Raw genomic sequence first — 20,443 nt, forward strand, 5'->3', positions numbered from 1 at the left:
AGTGAACTGCGGCTGGATCCTTGCCGCAAACCTCGCAAGTGATCTCGACGCCTGGGTGCGGCTGCTGGCCCTGCACGACATCGAGGACCTGACCGACGCCGAACCGGACACCATGCGCTTCCGCCTCTACCACCTGCCAGCCCGCCTCGCCGACCACGCCCGACGCCGATGGCTGCGCGTCGATGCGACCTGGCCCTGGGCCCAAGCGTTCACCACCTGCTGGCAACGGCTCACCACACTCCCGGCCGTCACCTGACAGCCGGGCACTGCCCCGACAAGGATCAGGAAGGAGAAGACCGGCAGCACTCCGGGCCCGTGGAGCCCGGCGCACCCGCGGCGTCACGCGACGGCCCACCTCGAACGGCCCGAGGACATTACGGGCGAACTGCCGAGCAGATCAGCCACCGAATCCCGCTGACGAATCGAGGATAACGCTTTCTGTCACCTGTCGGGGCAGGGTGGCGCTTGATCGGCTGGAGAGCGCCGGGGATTCAGAACACCCGACCTCTGGACGAGGAGAAACGAATCAGGCTGGCAGCGTGGGCTCGGGCACCCAAGGCAACTCGGCTGGGTGCTTCGAAATGGAACATCAACCACTGAACCCGCCGCTGCACACTCCGATGACTGAGCCCCAGACGAAGCCCTGCACGGGAATCGCTGTAGCCCTCGGTGAGAAGGCGCAAAATCTGCAGATCGATCGCATCAGGCCGCTGCGTATCTTTCATACCCCCCCCGAGGACGAGAGCTCGTGGGCGAGCACGCACCGAAGCAGAGTAGACGATGTGAAGGGTGCGTACCACTATGCAATTCCGGCGTCTGCCGCGACAGGGTGGAGCATCCGTGACGACTCACACGCGGACCGCAATCGATGCCGCCTTACCGAGAGCGCTCGTCAAGGAGGCAAAGGGGCATCATCCGGACGGCTTTAGCGGACGTTATTCCGTATTCATCCCACTGTATACCCAGCACGCACCTATTACCCCTCCGCGGTAAAGGTCGGAATCCCTCCGGCCCCAGCGGCAGCATGGGTGGCGTAAATGCGCCAATGTCCTGCGGATGTGAAGACACGGCTTCCACGTGGCAACGGCACAGAACCTTCGCGATCGCACGGGCATGGACTCTGTCCACATTGGTGCTCAATTCCTCCATTCTGGTTCGCCGCCGGACAGGGCGGCGGAGTTGTCCGGGCGATCATGTGACTGCCTGATGCTTGGCTCATGGTGTGGGTATGGAGCAGGGGCTTCGAGAAGTAATCTTGAGTCCGGGTTCGTCAGGCCAGTCCGAGGGCGGTGAGGGGCTGCTGGTGGTCGGCTGGTTCGGCGGAGGCGGCGGCGATGTTGGTGTGGCCGTCCTGTGCGGTGGACGCCGATGGCGAGGTTGCGCAGGCCGGCCATGATGCGGGGCAGGGTGGTGGGTTCGGATCTTCGAGGCGTCCTCGCGGAAGTCGCTTCATGCCTACGGTCACGCAATGCGCCAACACTCTCGTTGCCGTACCCGTGCCATCAGTCCGCGATGGTCGGTGTCGTCCTGGTGCGGGTGACCGTACGATGGCGGCCGCCCCCTCCTCCGGTTCGCCGGGCCCCACAACGCCCCGTGGTCGACAACGGTTTCGTTTTCCTGCCCCAATCAGTCCCGGGTGGCGCCCTCCGGCCACAGTGCGTGCCCCTCATCGCATGTGCCGACGATTCGCCGGGTGTTGGCGAGGTCCACGACGCCCGGCGCAGGGCCTGTTCGTTTCACCGTCCGGCCGGACCCCTGTAACGACGGCCGTCTCAAGGGCTCGCAGCCCCAACGCGCATCGCCATCGGCACGCTCCCTCACCATCGTCGGCAAGGCCCCCGACCGCCGTCTGTTCCGCCCAGGGGGCGAGGTGCTGCTTGCCGAGGCCCGCGCGGGGGCAAGCGTTTCGTCGGGGAATTACGTCGCCAGACTGAGCATCATGGCGTCGAAAACCGGCGCGTCCGCGAACGGCTGCACCTCGCCGAACCAGCGCTATCCCCATTCCTCGTACCGAGCCCGAACACGCGGGTGATCCCGGTCGACCAGCAGCGTCGCCCGCTCCTCCACCCGGCCACGCAGCAGTTCGTCATGAAGCCGTTTGGCCACCCCGGTGCCACGCACCTGTGTGACCACCATCAACTCCGAGGACAGCGAAGGTACGTTTGCCGGTCTCTGCTGTCTCTGCCGCCGGGAGGGGTGTGCGAAGACCGTTCCACCTTCGTCCACCTGGAACTGTCCGGTTCGGCGTAGATCTCCGCGTACTGAGCCGGTAGCACTGGCGATGGTCCACTGCGTTCGTCGCGGCGATCCGCTGGGTTCGTCAACTCATCCACGTCATGTCTCCAGATGCCGCACGCATCGTGCGCGGCGCTCCTCGCCGCCTTGGCCGAGGTTCGGGTCGAAGTAGCTCGGGCCGATGGTGGCAGCGTCCCGTGCGGTGAACGCCGCCTCGATGTCGCAGTCTCATCCCGCGCGGGGCGGATACCGCGCTGATGTGGCGCCCTGACGCACGGCGGCGTGGGCCCGGGCCGCCGCATCAGGCCTCGTGAAGTCCCGCCCACTTCGCGAGTATCGCCAGTTCGGGCTTCGACCGCCGGTGCAACGACACCAGGACGCGCAGTACTTCCCGGGCCATCGGGTGGATGCGCGCCATCTGCGGCGCGGCTTCCCTTGCCCGGAGCAGCGATTGCAGTGCCTCGTCCCGGTCGCCGGCGGCGAGGTGCGCACGGGCCGCGTCGATGTGCAGGTGCCCGACCCGGGTGGGCGCCAGCCCGGGCAGGGGTTTGTCGACGAGATCATCGACCATGGTGACGGCCCGGCGGGGGCGCTCCAACTCGATGTGCGTGGCGAGTTCGTGGAGCACGACGTTGCCTGGGCCGAACGTCAGGTTGTGTCGGTAGACGTCCTGGCGAGGGATGCGTTCGGCCAGTTGCTTCGCCTTTCCGAGGTGGTACGCGGTGGTACCGCCGTCCCGGGCCCGGGAGGCGAGAGTCACGGCGCGCAGGTGCAGGGATCCGGCGGCCACGACACCCTCGATGCTGTCGGTGGCCGTGGTGCGCATCGCGGTCAGAGCTCGGTCGGTCACCGCGAGCCCTTCGAGGTAGTCCCCCGCGGATTGGTAACAGCCGGCCTCCGTCCAGGCTGCCGCCATCTGGGCCACCGGTGTCCAACTCTGGTTGGCCGCCCACTCCTGCCGGGCCGCGACGAGGTCGGCGAGGTCGGGGTAGCCGAGGCGGTGGGCGATGGTGAATGCGCAGGAGTAGGCGTCGACCAACTGCTCCCAGGCAGACGGATCTTGGGCGTCGTGGGCGTGCGCGACGGCCCGGGCGATCAAGCCGGGGAGTATCGGCAGAAGGTCGGTGTAATTGGTGGAGGCCCGCATCTGGGAGGCGGCGGCGATGTCGGCCGAGAGCTGATCCGCGCGGACATCGGTGACGGCAGGGTGCCGGTGCCGACGCACGGCCGAGCGCAGAGCGTCGATGAGCTTGGGGTCGGGGGACTCGGCGTAGGGCTGTCCGTAGAGGACGGACAGGGGAACGCCCAGGGCGGACGCGATCGAGGCGGCGACAGCCGGTCGGCATGCCCGGTCACCGATCTCAATCTTGCTGAGCAGGGACTTGGAGATCCTCGCGCGATTGGCCAGCGCCTGCTGGGAGAGTTCCCTCGCCTTGCGCTGGATGGCGATGTTTTCGCCAACGGCGGTAGGTGCTGTGGCAGCGTGCATGTCCAAAGTGTTCCCCAGCGGAGCGCGGCGGTGTCGTGCATCTGGGGTATTCGGTCCGGTAGTTGTGCAACGTCTGTGCATCTTCAGTCTCCCGCGACGTAGTTGCCTGGTTACGGCAGGCAATGACGGCTGAGAGCTGGAGGAGCCGTGAATTCCACGTACGAACGTGACGACGCGGGCGTCGACCATGACGCGCTGCGCAGCACGGTGGGCCGTGCACGGAGGTTGTACTCCGCGGAGATGCAGCCCGCCGCGGTTGCTGAGGTGACGCGCGAACTGCACAGCCATCTTCGGATGCTGGTGCCCATCTGCCTCGCGATGGTCGAACAGACGCCCAAGCACACGCTGGCGCGCCGCCGCCTGGAAGCGGCTGTTGACACCGCACAGCACCTCATGGGCACCTCGCCGAGCGGGGGTCCCATGGCCGCGCTGGTGCACATGCAGTTGCTGGCCGATTCAGCCGCAGCGCTCGCCGCCCGCGTCCAGGCTCCACAGACGTGACCGCGATTGAGGCGGTGCCGGACTGGTTGCCCGCCGGAGGTGTTGAGCTGCTGCCGTGTGGCCGGTGGTTCGATGCCGTGCGGCTGCCGTGCTTCGTCGGGGCGCGCGTCGTCTCCCGGTTGGGGGACGCGTGCGGGCCGGTGGTCCAGGACCAGGTGGCCGAGATGCTGTCGTGGCTGGTGAGGCCCGGGGCGGCGGTCGGCTGGGAGGAACGGGTGCCCGGGGTCGCCGTGCTCGGTGAGGGCCGGTCGCTGGCCGTGCCGCCCGCGTCCTGGCGCTGCGGGCCGTCGACGCGGTGGCTGAGGCCCGCGCGCGGGGGCTGCCTCACCGACCCCTACGCGCTGTACGGCGCGCTGCGGCACGTTCTCCGCCCCGGCGGGGCGGGCCCGGGCCGTGGCTGAACGTCTCCCGGCCGCCCGGCCGTTGCTCACCTGTGCCGCCTGCCGCAGCCTCTACCCGGAGGGAACGCGGCACCGGTGCCCGGCACCGCCGGAGCGCCTGCCGCTCGCACTGATGGGACTGGACCTCGACGAGCGGCTGACAAGCCGCCAATGGCAGGGCGACAACTGCGCACTGTGCGCCCGCACCCTCGGCACCCGCGCCCGGATCCTGACCACCGTCAGAGGCCACACCCTGCGCGCCTGCGCCCTCACCTGCCCGCCACACCGATAACCAGGACATGAGAGAGACCGTGACCCAACTCCCCATCCACCGCATAGCCGCCCACGCGGCGCCCTCCCGCGTCCCCGTTTCCCTGGAAGTCGATTCCGGAACGGTCCGCCGGGGCGATCAACTCGTGATTGGCGGCCAGTCGTTCACCGTGGCCGACTTGATCACGCTCGCCCCCGGCCGCAAACGCCTCCACTTCACGTCGGGCGAGACCCTCACCATGGGCCCGGCCACCGTCCTGTGGGCCGCCCGCCTCATCGACCCCCGACTGCCCCACCGCCGGTACAGGTGACCAGGAATGAAGACGTGGGCAACGCGAAAGGCCCGGGCGCCCGATGTGCTGGGGGGCTGGATTCGGGCGCCCGGACCGGTTCGTGGGGTAGGACTTGGACCTGCTTACGCGGCGGGCAGGATCTCCACCGCGTTGAGGTGGGCCGTCTCGCCGGACAGGGCGAGGTCCAGGCGTCCGTCGGTCACCGTGACGGCGAACGTCTGGGCGGTGGCCGTGCCGCTCGCCGGTGCGAGCCGGCCCTGTACCGAGCCCTCCAGTGTGACGTTGGTGCGTGCCGAGCCGTTGGCGTCGCCGACGTACAGCCGTACCTCGTAGGCGCCGTTGGGCACGTCCGCGCGGAACTGGTAGCTGCCGTTGAACAGGGCGACGAAGTCGCGCTGGAGTGCGTTCATGGACGAGCCCCGGTCGCGTTCGATCAGCCCGCTGCCGACGATGCCGTAGCCGCGCTGCGCGGTGTACGCGGTGGCCGCGGTGACCTGGGTGTAGGAGGAGGCCACCGGCGCGCCGGACGGGCCGAGGTCGTAGACGTCCGCGGTGGTCGTCCGCACCAGGCCGGACAGTGGAACGCCCAGCCCCGCGGTGGCGCGGGCGACGAGCCGGGCCATCTGGAGCGCGCCGTACCGCTGGAAGTGGGTGTCGTCCGCGGTGCCGCCCGGCCGGTTCGGGTACTCGCCCGGGTCGGTGTGCAGGAAGACGTCCCTGGCGGCCTCCGGGCCGATGGAGTCCAGATAGGCGCGGCTGGCGGCCGAGAGGTCGATCAGCGGCACGCCCTCCTCGTTGGCGACCTCGATGGCCCGCTGCACGTACTGCGGGAAGGAGACGTTGAACCTCCCGGTCGCCGCGTCGAAGGACCGGCGCGAGACCGGCGTGATGATGACGGGCGTCGCGCCGCGCGCCCGGGCGCCGGCGATGTAGTCGTTCCGCAGGTACTCCTTGTAGTCCTCCGGTGAGGTGTAGCGCTCCGGGATGTTGACCGAGGCGTCGTTGTGGCCGAACTGGACGAAGAGATAGTCGCCCGGCTGGATCTGGTCGAGGATGGTCCGGAGCCGGCCCTGCTCGATGAACGACCGCGAACTCCGGCCGCCGATCGCGTGGTTGGCCACGGTCACGTCGTCGGCGAAGTAGCGGTCCAGCACCTGCCCCCAGCCGGTCTGCGGCTCGAAGGAGGCGTTGTAGGTCTGTGCGGTGGAGTCACTGGCGATGTACACCGTGGGCCCGGCCGCCGCGGCGGCGGCCTGCCCGGGCAGTGCCAGGGCCACCGCCGTGATCGCGACGAGCGCGCCGAGGGCGGTGGCGGCGGCTCTGAGGAATCGACTCACCTGGTCACTCCCGTGTGTCCGAAGTGGTGGTGAATCGATTCATGCGGGAGCCGGGCGGAGTGTCAACTGCCTTGCGCCGCCCATGCGTTGAACGGCGGCGGAACGGTCGCCGGGCGCGGTGAACGGTCACGCGGGACCGCTTGGCCCCGGCTGGCCCGGACCTTTCTAGGCCAGCCCCAGCTTCGCCGCGTGGAGCCGGGCCACCGCCTCCGGGTCGCCCTCCGTCTCCACCCGCGCCGCGTCCTGCCGCCCCGACGCGAAGAGCAACAGCTCGCCCGGCTCGCCGGTGACCGTCACCACCGGGGTGCCCTTGTGCGCCACCACGGTCTGGCCGTTCGGCCGGCGCAACACCAGCCCCACCGGGCTACGGCGGCCCATGATCCGCGCCGCCGTCTCCAGCCGCTTCCACAGCGCGTCGGCGAACACCGGGTCCAGCGGGCGCGGCGACCACTCCGGCTGCGCCCGGCGGACGTCCTCGGCGTGAATGAAGAACTCCACCGTGTTCGCCGCCTCGTCGATCTGCTTCAGCGAGAACGGCGACACCCGCGGCGGTCCGGTGCGGATCAGCTGGACCAGCTCGTCGAAGGGCCGGGCCGCGAACTCGTTGCGCACCCGCTCCGACCGCGCGGCCAGCGGCTTGATGATGATCCCGCCCGCCGCGTCCGCCCGCCGCTCGCGCACCACCAGGTGCGCGGCGAGATCACGGGCGGTCCACCCGGCGCACAGGGTCGGAGCCTCCGGGCCCGCGGACTCCAACAGATCGGCCAACAGCAGACGTTCACGCTTGGCATGCGTAGACATGGTCACCACCCTAAACGGCCCCGCCCGGGCCGCCCCCGGGGCGCGGCAGAATGGACGCATGTCCAGCACACCGTCGCTCGACCCGGCCGTCGCCGGCCGGCTCAAGCGCAACGCCGACGGGCTGCTGCCCGCCATCGCCCAGCAGTACGACACCGGAGAGGTGCTCATGCTCGGGTGGATGGACGACGAGGCCCTGCGCCGCACCCTCACCACCGGCCGCTGCACCTATTGGAGCCGCAGCCGCCGCGAGTACTGGGTCAAGGGCGACACATCCGGGCATGTCCAGTACGTCAAGTCCGTCGCCCTCGACTGTGACGGCGACACCGTTCTGGTCCAGGTCGACCAGGTCGGGGCGGCCTGCCACACCGGGGACCGCACCTGCTTCGACGCCGGCCGGATCCCGATGGAAGGGCAGTAGGCTCACCCGCCATGACGACGCCAGACCTCGCCCGATTCCGGGTGCTCGCCAAGGAGCGCCGGGTGATTCCCGTCACCCGCCGCCTCCTGGCCGACGGCGACACCCCGATCGCGCTCTACCGCAAGCTGGCCGCCGAGCGCCCCGGCACGTTCCTGCTGGAATCCGCGGAGAACGGCCGCACCTGGTCGCGCTACTCGTTCATCGGCGTCCGCAGCGTGGCCACCCTCACCGTGCGCGACGGCGAGACGCACTGGCTCGGCGCCCCGCCCGTCTCCGTGCCCACCACCGGGGACCCGCTGAGCGTCCTGCGGGAGACCGTCGAGGCGCTGCACACCCCGCGCGACCCCGAGCTGCCGCCGTTCACCGGCGGCATGGTCGGCTACCTCGGCTACGACATCGTCCGGCGCCTGGAGTCCATCGGCGAGCAGACCAGGGACGACCTGGAGCTGCCCGAGCTGACCATGCTGCTGGCCTCCGACCTCGCGGTGCTCGACCACCGCGACGGCACGGTGCTGCTCATCGCCAACGCCTGGGGGCCCCTCCCGCTTGCGGGGGACAACCACAACGACCTCGACACCGGCGTCGACGAGGCGTACGCCGACGCCGTCGACCGGCTCGACGCCATGACCGCCGACCTGGCCCGCCCCGCCGCCGCGGGCGCGGTCGTCCTGCCGCCCTCCGAGCTGCCGCCGTACACCGCGCGCTGGGGCGGCGCCGAGTACCGGGAGGCCGTCGAGCGGGTCAAGGAGTACATCCGGGCGGGCGACGCGTTCCAGGTCGTGCCCTCCCAGCGGTTCGAGACGCCCTGCCCCGCCAGCGCCCTGGACGTCTACCGCGTGCTGCGCGCCACCAACCCCAGCCCGTACATGTACCTGTTCCGGTTCGAGGGCTTCGACGTCGTCGGCTCCAGCCCCGAGGCGCTGGTCAAGGTCGAGAACGGCCGCGCCCTGCTGCACCCCATCGCGGGCACCCGGCCGCGCGGCGCCACCCCGCAGGAGGACGCGGCGCTCGGCGAGGAGCTGCTGGCCGACCCAAAGGAGCGCGCCGAGCACCTGATGCTGGTCGACCTCGGCCGCAACGACCTGGGCCGGGTGTGCGCCCCGGGCAGCGTGGAAGTGGTCGATTTCATGTCGATCGAGCGCTACAGCCATGTGATGCACATCGTCTCCACCGTGACCGGCCGCCTGGCCGAGGGCCGCACCGCGTTCGACGCGCTCACCGCGTGTTTCCCGGCCGGCACCCTCTCCGGGGCGCCCAAGCCACGCGCCCTGGAGATCATCGAGGAGCTGGAGCCCACCCGCCGCGGCGTGTACGGCGGTTGCGTCGGCTACCTGGACTTCGCCGGCGACGCGGACACCGCCATCGCCATCCGCACCGCGCTGCTGCGCGACGGCGTCGCCCATGTCCAGGCCGGCGCCGGGGTGGTCGCCGACTCCGACCCGGTCGCCGAGGACACCGAGTGCCGGAACAAGGCGGCGGCCGTTCTCAGGGCGGTGGCCACGGCCGGGAAGCTGCGCGGTAGCGTGGAGGGGTGAAGCGTGACCCCGCCAGCAGCAGCGGTTCCACCGCGCCGCGCCGTGCGCTCGGCGCGGCGCTGCTCAGCGGTGCGTCCGGAGCCGCCATCGTCCTGATCTCGGCCGGGCAGACCTGGGGTGAGGCCGAGGCCGCCGTCGGGGGCGCCGAGTTGCCGGTGACCGCGAGCGGCGGCGCCGTCTCGGGGCTGCCGAGCGCCCTGGCCCTGGTCGGACTGGCCGCGCTGGTCGCCGTGTTCGCCGTGCGCCGCACCGGCCGGGTGGTCGTCGCCTCGGTGCTGGCACTCAGCGGCGCCGGCGCGATCGGGGCCGCGCTGCTCGGCGCGGGCGACACCGAGGCGCTGGAGGACAACGCGGCCGAGACCATGGGCCTGGCCGAGGCGGCCGTCACCGGCGTCAGCCACACCGGCTGGCCCTGGTTCTCCGCGCTGGGCGGCCTGTTGCTGCTGTGCGCCGGGCTGCTCGCCCTCAGCTACGGCCGGCAGTGGCCCGCCATGTCCGGCCGCTACGAGCGGGCCGCGCGCCGGGGGCCCGGCCGCGCGGCGCCCGACCCGGACCGGCCCGAGGACATCTGGCGGGCGCTGGACCGGGGCGAGGACCCCACCTAGGACTGTCCGCGCGGCCTGCCACAATGGCTTGGGGCGCGAGAAGCGACCGCACCCACGATTCCTGACCCACGAGGAGCAGCACAATGGCGGGCCGCCACTACCACCACGGAAACTCCCCTGCCGCCTGGGCGGCTGTCATCGTCGTCTTCATCGGCTTCGGCATCGGTGGCGCCTACACCATCATGGCCGAGCCGCTGGGCGTGCTGGCCGGTGGCGTCGTCACTCTTCTCGGCGGCGTGGTCGGCCTGGTGATGCGTTCTATGGGCCTGGGCCAGGCGCCCGCGCCCGCCCCCGTCTCCCGGCCGGCGGCGGCGTCCGCGGCCATCCCGGCCCAGTCCACCGGCGAGACCCGCGAGCCCGCCGTCAGCTGAGCCCCGTTCGTTCGACCGTCCGGCAGGCCGCCCGAGCCGCGTTCGATTGCGTGGTTCCGGGCGGCCCAGGATGCTGGACGGGTGCCGCTCTCCCGCCCGCGTCCGGCCGCCCGGGCCGCCGCCGCACCGCTGGCCGCTTTCGCCGCGGCCGGTGCCGCATTCTGCTTCGTCGCCGTGGTCGACCCCAATGAGCCCGGGCACTACCCGGCCTGTCCGGTGCTGTCGCTCACCGGGCTGAGCTGTCCCGGCTGCGGCGGGCTGCGCAGCGCGCACGCCCTGGCGCACGGCGATCTGGCCGGCGCCCTGGACGCCAACGCGCTGGCGGTCGCCGGGTTCGCGGCGCTGGCCGGGGTGCTCGTGCTCTGGCTGACGCGGGCCCTGCGCGGCCGCCCGGCCGGGCTCGCGCCGCGACCGGCGCACGGGTGGGCACTGGGGGCGCTGGCGCTGGCGTTCACGCTGCTGCGGAACGTGCCCCTGGGTGCCACTCTGGCCCCGTGACCAGGGGCTTGGCATGCGGATGCGAACCCTCCGCCCGGCGACCGATACCATCGAGTTGTTCGACCCACAGGAAGGGGCCAGTCGCGTGAGTGTGCTCGACGAGATCATCGACGGGGTCCGCGCCGACCTGGCCGAGCGGCAGGCGCGCGTCAGCCTCGACGAGCTCAAGGAAGCCGCCGCGAAGGCCCCGGCGGCGAAGGACGGCGTGGCCGCTCTCAAGGGCGACGGTGTCGCCGTCATCTGCGAGGTCAAGCGGTCGAGCCCGTCCAAGGGCGCGCTGGCCGCGATCGCCGACCCGGCCGGCCTCGCCGCCGACTACGAGGCGGGCGGCGCGGCGGCGATCTCGGTGCTGACCGAGCAGCGCCGCTTCGGCGGTTCGCTGGCGGATCTGGCCGCCGTCCGCGCCCGGGTGGACGTGCCCGTGCTGCGCAAGGACTTCATCGTCACCGCGTACCAGCTCTGGGAGGCCCGCGCGCACGGCGCCGACCTCGCCCTGCTGATCGTGGCCGCGCTGGAGCAGGAGGCCCTGGTCTCCCTGGTGGAGCGGGCCGAGTCGATCGGGCTCACGCCGCTGGTCGAGGTGCACGACGAGGACGAGGTGGCGCGCGCGGTGGACGCCGGCGCGAAGATCATCGGGGTCAACGCCCGCGACCTGCGGACGCTTCAGGTGGACCGCGGCACGTTCGCCCGCGTCGCGCCCGAGATCCCCGGGCACATCGTCAAGATCGCCGAGTCCGGCGTGCGCGGGCCGCACGACCTGATCGCCTACGCCAACGAGGGCGCCGACGCCGTGCTGGTGGGGGAGTCGCTGGTGACCGGCCGCGATCCCCGCTCGGCCGTGTCCGACCTGGTGGCGGCCGGCACGCACCCGGCCCTGCGGCAGGGGCGCTGACACCGTGCCCGCCGCCCAGCCCAGCCTTCCGCGCGACCCGGCCCGCGGCACTCGCCCGCGCGGCTGCCGGGCGCCGGCGCGGCGCGTGCTCGGCCGGCGGGTCAGGTACCACATAGGCTGCGAGCCCGGTCAGATCAACGGGCGCCGATGGCAGGCCGGCCACCGCCCGGCCACCCTCGCGAGCGCGCGCACCCCCTGACGGGCCGCGGCGCCGGTGCGGTGGCCGTTGTCTGTGCTGGTCACATCAGACTCGCCCTGCTCACCTGAACCGCCCGGAAGGCACACATGTCCGCTGGACACTTCTTTCCCGACCCCGAGGGCCAAGTCCCCGACGCCGGGGGATACTTCGGCGCCTTCGGCGGCACGTTCATCCCGGAGGCCCTGCGGGCCGCCGTGGAGGAGGTCGCCGCCGAGTACGAGAAGGCGAAGGGCGACCCCGCCTTCGCCGCCGAGCTCAACGACCTGCTCGTCCACTACACCGGCCGCCCCAGCCCGCTGACCGAGGTGTCGCGCTTCGCCGAACACGCCGGCGGCGCCCGGATCTTCCTCAAGCGCGAGGACCTCAACCACACCGGCTCGCACAAGATCAACAACGTGCTCGGCCAGGCCCTCCTCACCCGCCGCATGGGCAAGACCCGCGTCATCGCCGAGACCGGCGCGGGCCAGCACGGCGTCGCCACCGCGACGGCCTGCGCCCTGTTCGGCCTGGAGTGCACCATCTACATGGGCGAGATCGACACCCAGCGGCAGGCGCTGAACGTCGCGCGCATGCGGATGCTGGGCGCCGAGGTGATTCCGGTCACCTCCGGCAGCCGCACCCTCAAGGACGCGATCAACGAGGCGTTCCGCGACTGGGTCGCCAACGTCGAGCACACCCACTACCTGTTCGGCACGGTCGCCGGGCCGCACCCGTTCCCCGCGCTGGTCCGCGACTTCCACCGCGTCATCGGCGTCGAGGCGCGCGGCCAGATCCAGGAGCGGGCCGGCCGGCTGCCCGACGCCGTCGTCGCCTGCGTGGGCGGCGGCTCCAACGCCATCGGCCTGTTCCACGCGTTCATCCCCGACTCCGGCGTCCGGCTCGTCGGCTGCGAGGCCGCCGGGCACGGCGTCGAGTCGGGCGAGCACGCCGCGACCCTCACCGCGGGGGAGCCCGGGATCCTGCACGGCTCCCGCTCCTACGTCCTCCAGGACGACGAGGGCCAGATCACCGAGCCCTACTCGATCTCGGCCGGCCTGGACTACCCGGGCATCGGCCCCGAGCACGCCTATCTGAAGGACGCCGGGCGCGGCGAGTACCGGCCCGTCACCGACGACGACGCGATGCGGGCGCTGCGGCTGCTGTCCCGCACCGAGGGCATCATCCCGGCCATCGAGAGCGCCCACGCGCTGGCGGGCGCCCTGGAGGTGGGCCGTGAGCTGGGCCCGGAGGGCCTGATCCTGGTGAACCTGTCCGGCCGCGGCGACAAGGACATGGACACCGCCGCCCGGTACTTCGGGCTCTACGACGACAAGGGGACGGACAAGTGAGCGGGAACGCGACCGCGCTGAGCGCCGTGCTGGCCGCGGCCCGCGCCGAGAACCGGGCGGCCCTCATGGGCTACTTCCCGGCCGGCTTCCCCACCGTCGAGGGCGGCATCCGCGCCGTGATCGCGATGGTCGAGGGCGGCTGCGACATCATCGAGATCGGCCTGCCGCACAGCGACCCGGTGCTGGACGGCCCCGTCATCCAGACTGCCGACGACATCGCGCTGCGCGGCGGCATCCGGATCGGCGGGGTGCTGCGCACCGTGCGCGAGGTGTACGCGGCCACCGGCGTGCCGGTGCTGTGCATGACCTACTGGAACCCGGTGGACCGGTACGGGCCCGAGCGGTTCGCCGCCGAGCTGGCCGAGGCGGGCGGCGCCGGCTGCATCCTGCCCGACCTGCCGGTGGAGGAGTCCGAGACCTGGCGGAAGGCGGCCGAACAGCACGGCCTGGCCACCGTGTTCGTGGTCGCGCCCAGCAGCGCGGACGCCCGCGTCGCCACCATCACGGCCGCGGGCAGCGGCTTCGTCTACGCCGCCTCGCTGATGGGCGTCACCGGCACCCGTGAGTCGGTGAGCCGGGACGCCTCCGACCTGGTGCGCCGGGTCCGCGCCACCACCGAGCTGCCGGTGTGCGTGGGCCTGGGCGTGTCCAACGCCACACAGGCGTCCGAGGTCGCCGTGTTCGCGGACGGCGTGATCGTCGGCACGGCCTTCGTGAAGACGGCCCTCGACCGCATCGACGACGAGGACGCGGCCCTGGGCGAACTGCGCGCGCTCGCCGCCGACCTGGCCCGGGGCGTTCGCCGCCGGAGCTGACCTCCGCCGCCGCGGCAGGAGCGGCCCCCGGCCACATCCCGGCCGGGGGCCGCTCCCCGCTACAGTCGAGCGCATGGGGAATCAGGGGGCCGCGGCAGACACACCGTGGCAGCCACCGACGGTGGTCGAACAGGGACTGTACGAGGCCGGGCTCAACGCGAACTGGCCCGCGTTCTTCGATGTGCTGGCCGGCACGGATCTGTACTTCCCGATGTCCCGCGAGCTGATGGACGCGGTGCCCGGCACCATCCCGTTCCGGCCGTTCCGCGACCCGAAGTTCGACGGCCTGGCGCTGGCCGTCTTCACCCGCGGCATGCTCACGCCGCCGACCGGGGACCACGTCTTCGAGCGCAGCGACCTGGCGTCGCTGGCCAAGGTGTGGCCCAAGAGCGTCCGCTGGCTCGCGGTGAACCCGGGCACGCCCGTCGAGGCGTTCCTGCCCGCCGACCCCAAGCGCTGGAAGAAGCACGCCAGGAACGCGCGGCCCGAGCAGCAGCTCAAGACGCTGTGGACGGGCCACCGGCACGGCCCGCTGGCGCACGGAATGGCCTGCGGCGCGATGCTCATGGTCAACAACGGCGCCATCTGGAACCACCTCGGCTGGCAGTGGGGCGGCTACAGCGAGGAGAAGGAGCTGCTGAAGAGGTGGTGGGGCGTCACCGGGCGCGCCTCCTGGCTGGAGACGGTCGAGCAGTTGCTGCGCGGTGAAGTGGTGTCGCCCGCCTGGGAGTTCGTGCTGCGGGTGCGGCAGGCGCTGCTGGCCGAGTACGGCACCCTGCCGGACGCCGTGCGGTGGCGCGAGACGGCGGAACGGGTGCTGGTCTCGCGAACGGCCGAGGTCGTGGACGCCACGGGGAAGCCGCCGGAGTTCGACCTGGACGCGGACATCGCGCTGGTGCACGACCTGATCGGGCGCGTCCTGCGCTACGAGGCGCGTTTCCGCGCGGACGGCCTGCTGGACGCCGACACCTGCGTGCGTTCGGTGCTGGCCTGGGACTTCGGCCGCGCCTCCTGCATGGCGCGCTGGGGCCTGGGCGCCCGGCTGGGGGAGCGCCGCGAAACGGAGCGGGCGCTGCTGCGCGCGGGCGACGGGAGCCGTCAGGTGTACCGGTCCTGGGCCGAGTTCGCCACGGGGTTCGTGCTGGGCCGCTGTCTGCACTTCGACAGCGAGGAGTTCGGCGACTGGTACACGGACATGGTCACCGTGCACCGGATCCTGAGCACCGAGCCGGAGAGCCCGTGGCTGAGCGTTCCCTGGGAGCAGTCGTCGGCGGATCTTACGGAACGCTGACGGCGGGCCGCGCCTGCCCCGCGCGCCCCGGGCGGCTGGCTAGCGTGGCGGCATGCGCGTACTGGTCACCGGGGGAGCCGGGTTCATCGGCTCGCACGTTGTGGAGGAACTGCACGCCGCCGGCCACGAGGCGGTGGTGCTCGACATCGCGCGGCCGGCGCCGGGCGTGCCCTGGATCCGGGCGGACATCCGCGACGCCGGGGCGGTGGCCGGTGCGCTGGCCGGAGTTGACGCGGTCTGCCACCAGGCGGCGATGGTCGGCCTCGGCAAGGGGTTCGCGGACGCGGCCGACTATGTCGGCGTGAACGACCTTGGTACCGCGGTGCTGTTGGCCGCCCTGGCGGACGCGGGTGTGCGGGATCTGGTGCTGGCGGGCTCGATGGTGGTCTACGGCGAGGGCCGCTACGACTGCCCCCGGCACGGCCGGGTCCGGCCCGGACCGCGGGCCGAGGCGGACCTGGCACACGGCCGCTTCGAGCCGCCGTGCCCGCGGTGCGGCGCCGCGCTGCTCCCGGGCCTGGTCGACGAGGACGCCCCGGCCGATCCGCGCAACGTGTACGCCACGACCAAGCTGGCGCAGGAGCATCTGGCGGCGGCGTGGGCGCGTTCGACGGGGGGCCGTGCGATCAGCCTGCGCTACCACAATGTGTATGGCGACCGCATGCCGCGGGACACTCCGTATGCCGGGGTGGCCTCGTTCTTCCGCTCCGCTCTGGAGGCGGGTCGGGCGCCGCGGGTCTTCGAGGACGGCGCGCAGCGGCGGGACTTCGTGCACGTCGAGGACGTCGCGACGGCGAACGTGGCCGCCCTGCGGGCACTGCCCACCGCCCGCCCGGGCGCCCTGCGAGCGTACAACACGGGCAGCGGAGAGCCGCACACGGTCGGCGAGATGGCCCAGGCCCTGGCCACAGCCTTCGGCGGCCCCGCCCCACAGATCACCGGCGAATACCGCCTCGGCGACGTCCGCCACATCACGGCGTCCAGTGACCGCCTGCGCGAAGAACTGAACTGGCGCCCGCGGACGGGCTTCACGGAGGGAATGACACGCTTCGCGAAGTCCCCCTTGCGGTAGGCCCCTTCGGGGCCGGTGAGCCGAGAGACGGGCGCGGGCACCCCGGCGGGCGGGTGGTGAAGGGCGCGGGCGGGCCCGGCGCCTCCCTCGCTCCCTTCGGGAAAGGGGCGGGTGGGTGGGGGAAAACCCCCGGCCGGAAGGCCGCGGGCTCATCCGCCCGAGCCCGCCGCAGGCAGTATCACCTCGAACCGGCACCCACCCGGCACGTTCCGTACGCCCGTCCGCCCCGCGTGGGCCTCCACGATGCCGCGCACGATCGCCAGGCCGAGGCCCGCTCCGGCCGGTGGTGTCCGGGCGTCCGTGCCGCGCCAGCCCGTGTCGAACACGCGGGGCAGGTCCTCGGCCGGGATGCCGCCGCAGCCGTCCGTCACCGACAGCACCACCGAGCCCGCGCGGCGCCCCGCCGAGACCGCGACCGTGCCATCGGCCGGGGTGTGCCGGATCGCGTTGACCAGGAGATTCGCCAGTACCCGGCTCATCTCCTTGCCGTCCACCTCCACCGGCACCGGCTCCACCCCGTGGTCCGCGAGCAGCACACCGCGTTCCCGGGCCAGCGCGTCCGCCCCCGCGATGGCGTCGCTGATGAGGTCGTACACGGACATCCGCGTGGGGGCCAGGGCCAGCGAACCGGCCTGGATCCGGGAGAGTTCGAACAGGTCGCCGACCATCGAGCTGAGCCGTTCCACCTCGCCGCGGATCTGCCGGTGGTAGCGCGCGGGGTCCTCGGCGATGCCGTCCTCCAGCGCCTCCGCCATCGCCCGCAGCCCGGCCAGCGGGGAGCGCAGGTCGTGCGAGATCCACGCGACCAGTTCCCGGCGGGAGGACTCCAGCGCCCGCTCGCGTTCCCGCGAGGCCGCCAGCTTGGCGTTCGTGTCGGCGAACTGGCGGGCCAGCGCGGCGAGTTCGGCTGGCATCGGCCCGGTGGGCGGGCTGAACGAGCCGCCCTCGCCCAGCGCGCGGGCGGACCGTTCCAGCGCCCGGTGCGCGCCGATCACCCAGCGGCCGAGCAGCAGCGCCGTCACGGTGGCGGCCAGCGCGCCGACCACGCCGACCGTGACGACCACGGCCAGGTCGTGCGCGGACAGGAACATCGCCCAGGCCACCGACAGCGTGCCGGCCAGCAGCGCGCCGACCGTCACCGCGATGAGCACCGCGAGCGACACCGCCACGGAACGGCGGCGCACGGCGGCCAGCACCAGCGCCCCGGCGGCGCCCGCGACGGCCGCGCCCGCCGCCGCGTAGAGCGCGATCAGCGGCAGATCGCGCAGCAGTTGGGCCATTCCCACGGCTACTCCCCGCCGTCCGCGTCGAAGCGGTAGCCGACGCCCCACACCGTGGTGATCAGCCGGGGCCGGGCGGGGTCCGTCTCCACCTTGTGGCGCAGCCGCCGCACATGCACGGTGACGGTGGACAGGTCGCCGAAGTCCCAGCCCCAGACCGTGGCCATCAGCTCCTCCCGGCTGAACGCCCGCCCGGGGTGGCGCAGGAAGTGCGCCAGCAGGTCGAACTCCCTCAGGGTCAGCCGCAACGGCCCCCGCCCGTCCTCGGCGGTGCGCGCCGCCGGGTCGAGCGTGATGCCCGCCCCGCGCAGCACCGCCCCCCGCGGCACCGCGCCCCCGGCTCCCGGCCCGCCGCCCGCCCGGCGCAGCACCGAGGCGACGCGCAGCACCAGTTCACGGGGGCTGAACGGCTTGGTCACGTAGTCGTCGGCGCCGACCTCCAGGCCCAGGATCCGGTCCTCCTCGTCGCCGCGCGCGGTCAGCATCACCACCGGCACCGGGCCCGCCTCGCGCAGCCGGCGGCAGACGGTCAGACCGTCCAGCCCCGGCAGCATCAGGTCGAGCACGACCAGGTCGGGCGGGTGCGTGGCGGCCCGCGCCAGCGCCGCGGGGCCGTCGGCCGCGCGGTCCACGACGAAGCCCGCCCGGTTGAGATAACCGGCCACCACCTCGGTGACGGTCGGGTCGTCGTCGACGACGAGAACGCGGCGGGGCGGCGGAACGGACTGTGACATGGAACGAGTGTCACACTGGCCCCGCGGCGCGCGGGCGTGAGCGCGCGCTGGGGGCGCCGACGTCAGGGTTTCGTAAGGAGCAGTGCCCTGAAATGTCTGAGTTGTCTCCGTAGGGTAAGAAGGGTGACCAACTCCCCGACTCACTGGGGCGACCTCGTGCTGCCCTGCCTGAACGAGGCCGAGGCGCTGCCCTGGGTGCTCGACCGGATCCCGGACGGCTGGCGCGCCGTCGTCGTGGACAACGGTTCCACCGACGGCTCCCCGGCCATCGCCGAACGGCTCGGCGCCCATGTCGTCTCCGAACCGCGCCGCGGCTTCGGCGCCGCCTGCCACGCCGGACTGCTGGCCGCCACCGCCGAGTTCGTCGCGTTCTGCGACTGCGACGCCACCCTCGACCCGGCCGAACTGCCCCGCGTCGCCGAACCGGTCCACACCCGCGCCGCCGATCTCGTGCTGGCCCGCCGCCGCCCCACCGCGCGCGGCGCCTGGCCCCTGCACGCCCGCGTCGGCAACCGGGCGCTGTCCCGCATGGTGCGCCGCCGCACCGGCGTGCGGCTGACCGACCTCGGCCCGATGCGGGTGGCCCGCCGCACCGCGCTGCTCGGCCTCGGCCTCACCGACCGCCGCAGCGGCTACCCGTTGCAGATGGTCGTCCGGGCCGCCGAGGCCGGCTGGCGCATCGAGGAGACCGAGGTCGCCTACCGGCCGCGCACCGGCCGTTCGAAGGTGACCGGCACCTGGCGCGGCACCTGGCAGGCGGTCTCCGACATGCGCGAGGTGTTGAGATGACCACACTGCTGGTGATCGCCAAGGAGCCCGTGCCGGGCCGCGTCAAGACCCGGCTCACCCCGCCCTTCACGCCCGCCGAGGCCGCCCGGCTCGCCGAGGCCGCGCTCGCCGACACCCTCGACACGCTGACGCGGGTGCCCGCCCGCCGCCGCGTGCTGGTGCTCTCCGGCCGGCCCGGGCCCTGGCTGCCGCCGGGCTACGAGGTGGTGCCGCAGGTGGCCGGCGGGCTGGACGAACGCATCGCGGCCGCGTTCGCCCCCTGCGCCGGACCCGCGCTGCTGGTCGGCATGGACACCCCGCAGCTCACCCCCGAACTGCTCGCCCCCGTCACCGGGCCCGGCGGCTGGCCGCCCGGCCGCGCCTGGTTCGGGCCCGCCGCCGACGGCGGGTTCTGGGCGCTCGGCCTGGCCGAGCCGCGCCCGGAGTTGATCCGCGGTGTCCCCATGTCGACTTCGCGCACGGGCGCGGTTCAACGGCTGCGGCTGCGCCAAGCGGGGCTGGACATCGCCGAGTTGCCCGAGCTGGTGGACATGGACACGGCCGCCGACGCCGCGCTGATCGCGCGGGAGGCCACCGGCGGCCGGTTCGCCGCCGTGTACGGCGCGCTGCGGGAAGGCGCCACCCGGTGACCCCGCCGGCCACTGCCGCCGCGACCGCCTGGTCCGCCGACCCCTACGCGCTGGCCCTGCGCGCCGGCCGGGGCCCGTTGTTCCTGCGCGGCGCGGACGGTCGCCGGCTGCCGCTGGACGTGGAACGCTGGTGCGCCCGGCCCGACCCCGCCGACCGGACCGTGCTGGGCCGGTGCGTCGGCAGCGTGCTGGACATCGGCTGCGGCCCCGGCCGCATGGTCACCGCCCTGGCACGCCAGGAACGCCCCGCCCTCGGCATCGACACGGCGCCCGCCGCCGTGGCCCGCACTCGCAGCGCGGGCGGTACGGCCCTGCTGCGCTCGGTGTTCCAGGACCTGCCGGCGGAGGGCTGGTGGGGCAGCGTGCTGTTGATGGACGGCAACATAGGAATCGGCGGCGACCCGGCCGCCCTCCTCCGCCGCATCGGCCAACTCCTCACCCCCGGCGGCCTGTTGCTGGCAGAGGCCGCACCCGAGGAGGTCGCCGAACGGTTCGACGTCCAACTGGACGACGGCCGGGGCGGCCTCGGCCCCACCTTCCCCTGGGCCCGCGTCGGCCCGGCCGCACTGCGCTCGGAGTCGGAGGCCGCGGGCTGGACGACGGCCGGCCAATGGTCGGTCCACGGCCGTACGTTCGTGGCCCTCCGCAACTGACCGGCCTACGGCCGGGTGTTTTCCCCAC

24 protein-coding genes are annotated in these 20,443 nt (G+C 72.9%); 19 read left to right on the forward strand and 5 right to left on the reverse strand.

Going from position 1 to position 20,443, the window contains the following annotated elements; all coding sequences use genetic code 11:
• On the forward strand, positions 1-256 hold a 256-nt coding region (locus tag RM590_RS34870; RefSeq protein WP_311708830.1), incomplete at its 5' end, for a transposase.
• 2,280 nt (positions 257-2,536) lie between these two features.
• On the opposite strand, the gene RM590_RS34875 is transcribed toward RM590_RS34870, so the two are convergent.
• Positions 2,537-3,724, reverse strand: coding sequence for a helix-turn-helix domain-containing protein (locus tag RM590_RS34875; protein ID WP_311708831.1), 1,188 nt, complete (start codon positions 3,722-3,724; stop codon positions 2,537-2,539).
• Between the two features lie 147 nt (positions 3,725-3,871).
• Here RM590_RS34875 and RM590_RS34880 point away from each other — a divergent pair, with 147 nt between their 5' ends.
• The 4 genes from RM590_RS34880 to RM590_RS34895 are packed head-to-tail and all read left to right on the forward strand — an operon-like array spanning position 3,872 to position 5,186.
• Positions 3,872-4,225: a DUF6415 family natural product biosynthesis protein gene (locus RM590_RS34880; protein WP_311708832.1), complete on the forward strand. Its 354-nt coding sequence runs from the start codon at positions 3,872-3,874 to the stop codon at positions 4,223-4,225.
• The gene (locus RM590_RS34885) at positions 4,222-4,626 is read left to right on the forward strand and encodes a hypothetical protein (RefSeq protein WP_311708833.1); all 405 of its coding nucleotides are present in this window, start codon (positions 4,222-4,224) and stop codon (positions 4,624-4,626) included. The genes RM590_RS34880 and RM590_RS34885 overlap by 4 nt, the downstream gene beginning before the upstream one ends.
• Complete coding sequence (locus tag RM590_RS34890) at positions 4,619-4,897, forward strand: hypothetical protein (RefSeq protein WP_311708834.1); 279 nt, start codon at positions 4,619-4,621, stop codon at positions 4,895-4,897. Before RM590_RS34885 ends, RM590_RS34890 begins: the two co-directional genes overlap by 8 nt.
• A 7-nt stretch (positions 4,898-4,904) precedes the next feature.
• Entirely contained in the window at positions 4,905-5,186 is a 282-nt protein-coding gene (locus tag RM590_RS34895) for a hypothetical protein (RefSeq protein ID WP_311708835.1), read from the forward strand.
• Between the two features lie 104 nt (positions 5,187-5,290).
• On the opposite strand, the gene RM590_RS34900 is transcribed toward RM590_RS34895, so the two are convergent.
• Positions 5,291-6,505: a rhamnogalacturonan acetylesterase gene (locus RM590_RS34900; protein ID WP_311708836.1), complete on the reverse strand. Its 1,215-nt coding sequence runs from the start codon at positions 6,503-6,505 to the stop codon at positions 5,291-5,293.
• Positions 6,506-6,670: 165 nt separating this feature from the next.
• A complete protein-coding gene (locus RM590_RS34905; protein ID WP_311708837.1) occupies positions 6,671-7,306 on the reverse strand; it encodes a TIGR03085 family metal-binding protein in 636 nt (211 codons plus the stop codon).
• A gap of 58 nt (positions 7,307-7,364) precedes the next feature.
• Between RM590_RS34905 and hisI the strand changes: the two genes are divergently transcribed.
• The 11 genes from hisI (at position 7,365) to RM590_RS34960 (ending at position 16,330) form a co-directional block, all read left to right on the forward strand.
• Positions 7,365-7,724: a phosphoribosyl-AMP cyclohydrolase gene (gene hisI / locus RM590_RS34910; RefSeq protein ID WP_311708838.1), complete on the forward strand. Its 360-nt coding sequence runs from the start codon at positions 7,365-7,367 to the stop codon at positions 7,722-7,724.
• A gap of 11 nt (positions 7,725-7,735) precedes the next feature.
• Positions 7,736-9,259 carry an anthranilate synthase component I gene (locus RM590_RS34915; protein ID WP_311708839.1) on the forward strand — a complete coding sequence of 508 codons (1,524 nt, stop codon included), beginning with the start codon at positions 7,736-7,738 and terminating at the stop codon, positions 9,257-9,259.
• On the forward strand, positions 9,256-9,864 hold the full coding sequence (locus RM590_RS34920) for a TIGR02234 family membrane protein (protein WP_311708840.1): 609 nt from the start codon (positions 9,256-9,258) through the stop codon (positions 9,862-9,864). The genes RM590_RS34915 and RM590_RS34920 overlap by 4 nt, the downstream gene beginning before the upstream one ends.
• Positions 9,865-9,947: 83 nt before the next feature.
• Complete coding sequence (locus tag RM590_RS34925) at positions 9,948-10,235, forward strand: HGxxPAAW family protein (RefSeq protein ID WP_311708841.1); 288 nt, start codon at positions 9,948-9,950, stop codon at positions 10,233-10,235.
• Between the two features lie 81 nt (positions 10,236-10,316).
• Positions 10,317-10,733: a DUF2752 domain-containing protein gene (locus RM590_RS34930; RefSeq protein ID WP_311708842.1), complete on the forward strand. Its 417-nt coding sequence runs from the start codon at positions 10,317-10,319 to the stop codon at positions 10,731-10,733.
• 85 nt (positions 10,734-10,818) lie between these two features.
• The gene (gene trpC, locus RM590_RS34935) at positions 10,819-11,625 is read left to right on the forward strand and encodes an indole-3-glycerol phosphate synthase TrpC (RefSeq protein ID WP_311708843.1); all 807 of its coding nucleotides are present in this window, start codon (positions 10,819-10,821) and stop codon (positions 11,623-11,625) included.
• Entirely contained in the window at positions 11,558-11,824 is a 267-nt protein-coding gene (gene trpM, locus RM590_RS34940) for a tryptophan biosynthesis modulator TrpM (protein WP_394814038.1), read from the forward strand. The genes trpC and trpM overlap by 68 nt, the downstream gene beginning before the upstream one ends.
• An 86-nt stretch (positions 11,825-11,910) precedes the next feature.
• Positions 11,911-13,152 carry a tryptophan synthase subunit beta gene (gene trpB / locus RM590_RS34945; protein WP_311708845.1) on the forward strand — a complete coding sequence of 414 codons (1,242 nt, stop codon included), beginning with the start codon at positions 11,911-11,913 and terminating at the stop codon, positions 13,150-13,152.
• Positions 13,149-13,967: a tryptophan synthase subunit alpha gene (gene trpA, locus RM590_RS34950; RefSeq protein ID WP_311708846.1), complete on the forward strand. Its 819-nt coding sequence runs from the start codon at positions 13,149-13,151 to the stop codon at positions 13,965-13,967. The genes trpB and trpA overlap by 4 nt, the downstream gene beginning before the upstream one ends.
• Before the next feature lie 73 nt (positions 13,968-14,040).
• Positions 14,041-15,258, forward strand: coding sequence for a DUF1266 domain-containing protein (locus RM590_RS34955; RefSeq protein ID WP_311708847.1), 1,218 nt, complete (start codon positions 14,041-14,043; stop codon positions 15,256-15,258).
• A gap of 52 nt (positions 15,259-15,310) precedes the next feature.
• Positions 15,311-16,330, forward strand: coding sequence for an NAD-dependent epimerase/dehydratase family protein (locus RM590_RS34960; RefSeq protein WP_311708848.1), 1,020 nt, complete (start codon positions 15,311-15,313; stop codon positions 16,328-16,330).
• A gap of 149 nt (positions 16,331-16,479) precedes the next feature.
• Here the strand turns inward: RM590_RS34960 and RM590_RS34965 are convergent, their stop codons facing one another.
• Complete coding sequence (locus RM590_RS34965) at positions 16,480-17,598, reverse strand: sensor histidine kinase (RefSeq protein WP_311708853.1); 1,119 nt, start codon at positions 17,596-17,598, stop codon at positions 16,480-16,482.
• A gap of 20 nt (positions 17,599-17,618) precedes the next feature.
• On the reverse strand, positions 17,619-18,344 hold the full coding sequence (locus RM590_RS34970) for a response regulator transcription factor (RefSeq protein ID WP_311708849.1): 726 nt from the start codon (positions 18,342-18,344) through the stop codon (positions 17,619-17,621).
• A 123-nt stretch (positions 18,345-18,467) separates the two neighbouring features.
• Between RM590_RS34970 and RM590_RS34975 the strand changes: the two genes are divergently transcribed.
• The 3 genes from RM590_RS34975 to RM590_RS34985 are packed head-to-tail and all read left to right on the forward strand — an operon-like array spanning position 18,468 to position 20,415.
• Positions 18,468-19,133, forward strand: coding sequence for a glycosyltransferase family 2 protein (locus RM590_RS34975; RefSeq protein ID WP_311708850.1), 666 nt, complete (start codon positions 18,468-18,470; stop codon positions 19,131-19,133).
• Positions 19,130-19,762 carry a TIGR04282 family arsenosugar biosynthesis glycosyltransferase gene (locus tag RM590_RS34980; protein ID WP_311708851.1) on the forward strand — a complete coding sequence of 211 codons (633 nt, stop codon included), beginning with the start codon at positions 19,130-19,132 and terminating at the stop codon, positions 19,760-19,762. Before RM590_RS34975 ends, RM590_RS34980 begins: the two co-directional genes overlap by 4 nt.
• Positions 19,759-20,415, forward strand: coding sequence for a class I SAM-dependent methyltransferase (locus RM590_RS34985; RefSeq protein ID WP_311708852.1), 657 nt, complete (start codon positions 19,759-19,761; stop codon positions 20,413-20,415). The genes RM590_RS34980 and RM590_RS34985 overlap by 4 nt, the downstream gene beginning before the upstream one ends.
• The last annotated feature ends 28 nt before the right edge of the window (positions 20,416-20,443 follow it).

Source organism: Streptomyces litchfieldiae, assembly GCF_031845365.1.
Taxonomy (GTDB): Bacteria; Actinomycetota; Actinomycetes; order Streptomycetales; family Streptomycetaceae; genus Streptomyces; species Streptomyces litchfieldiae.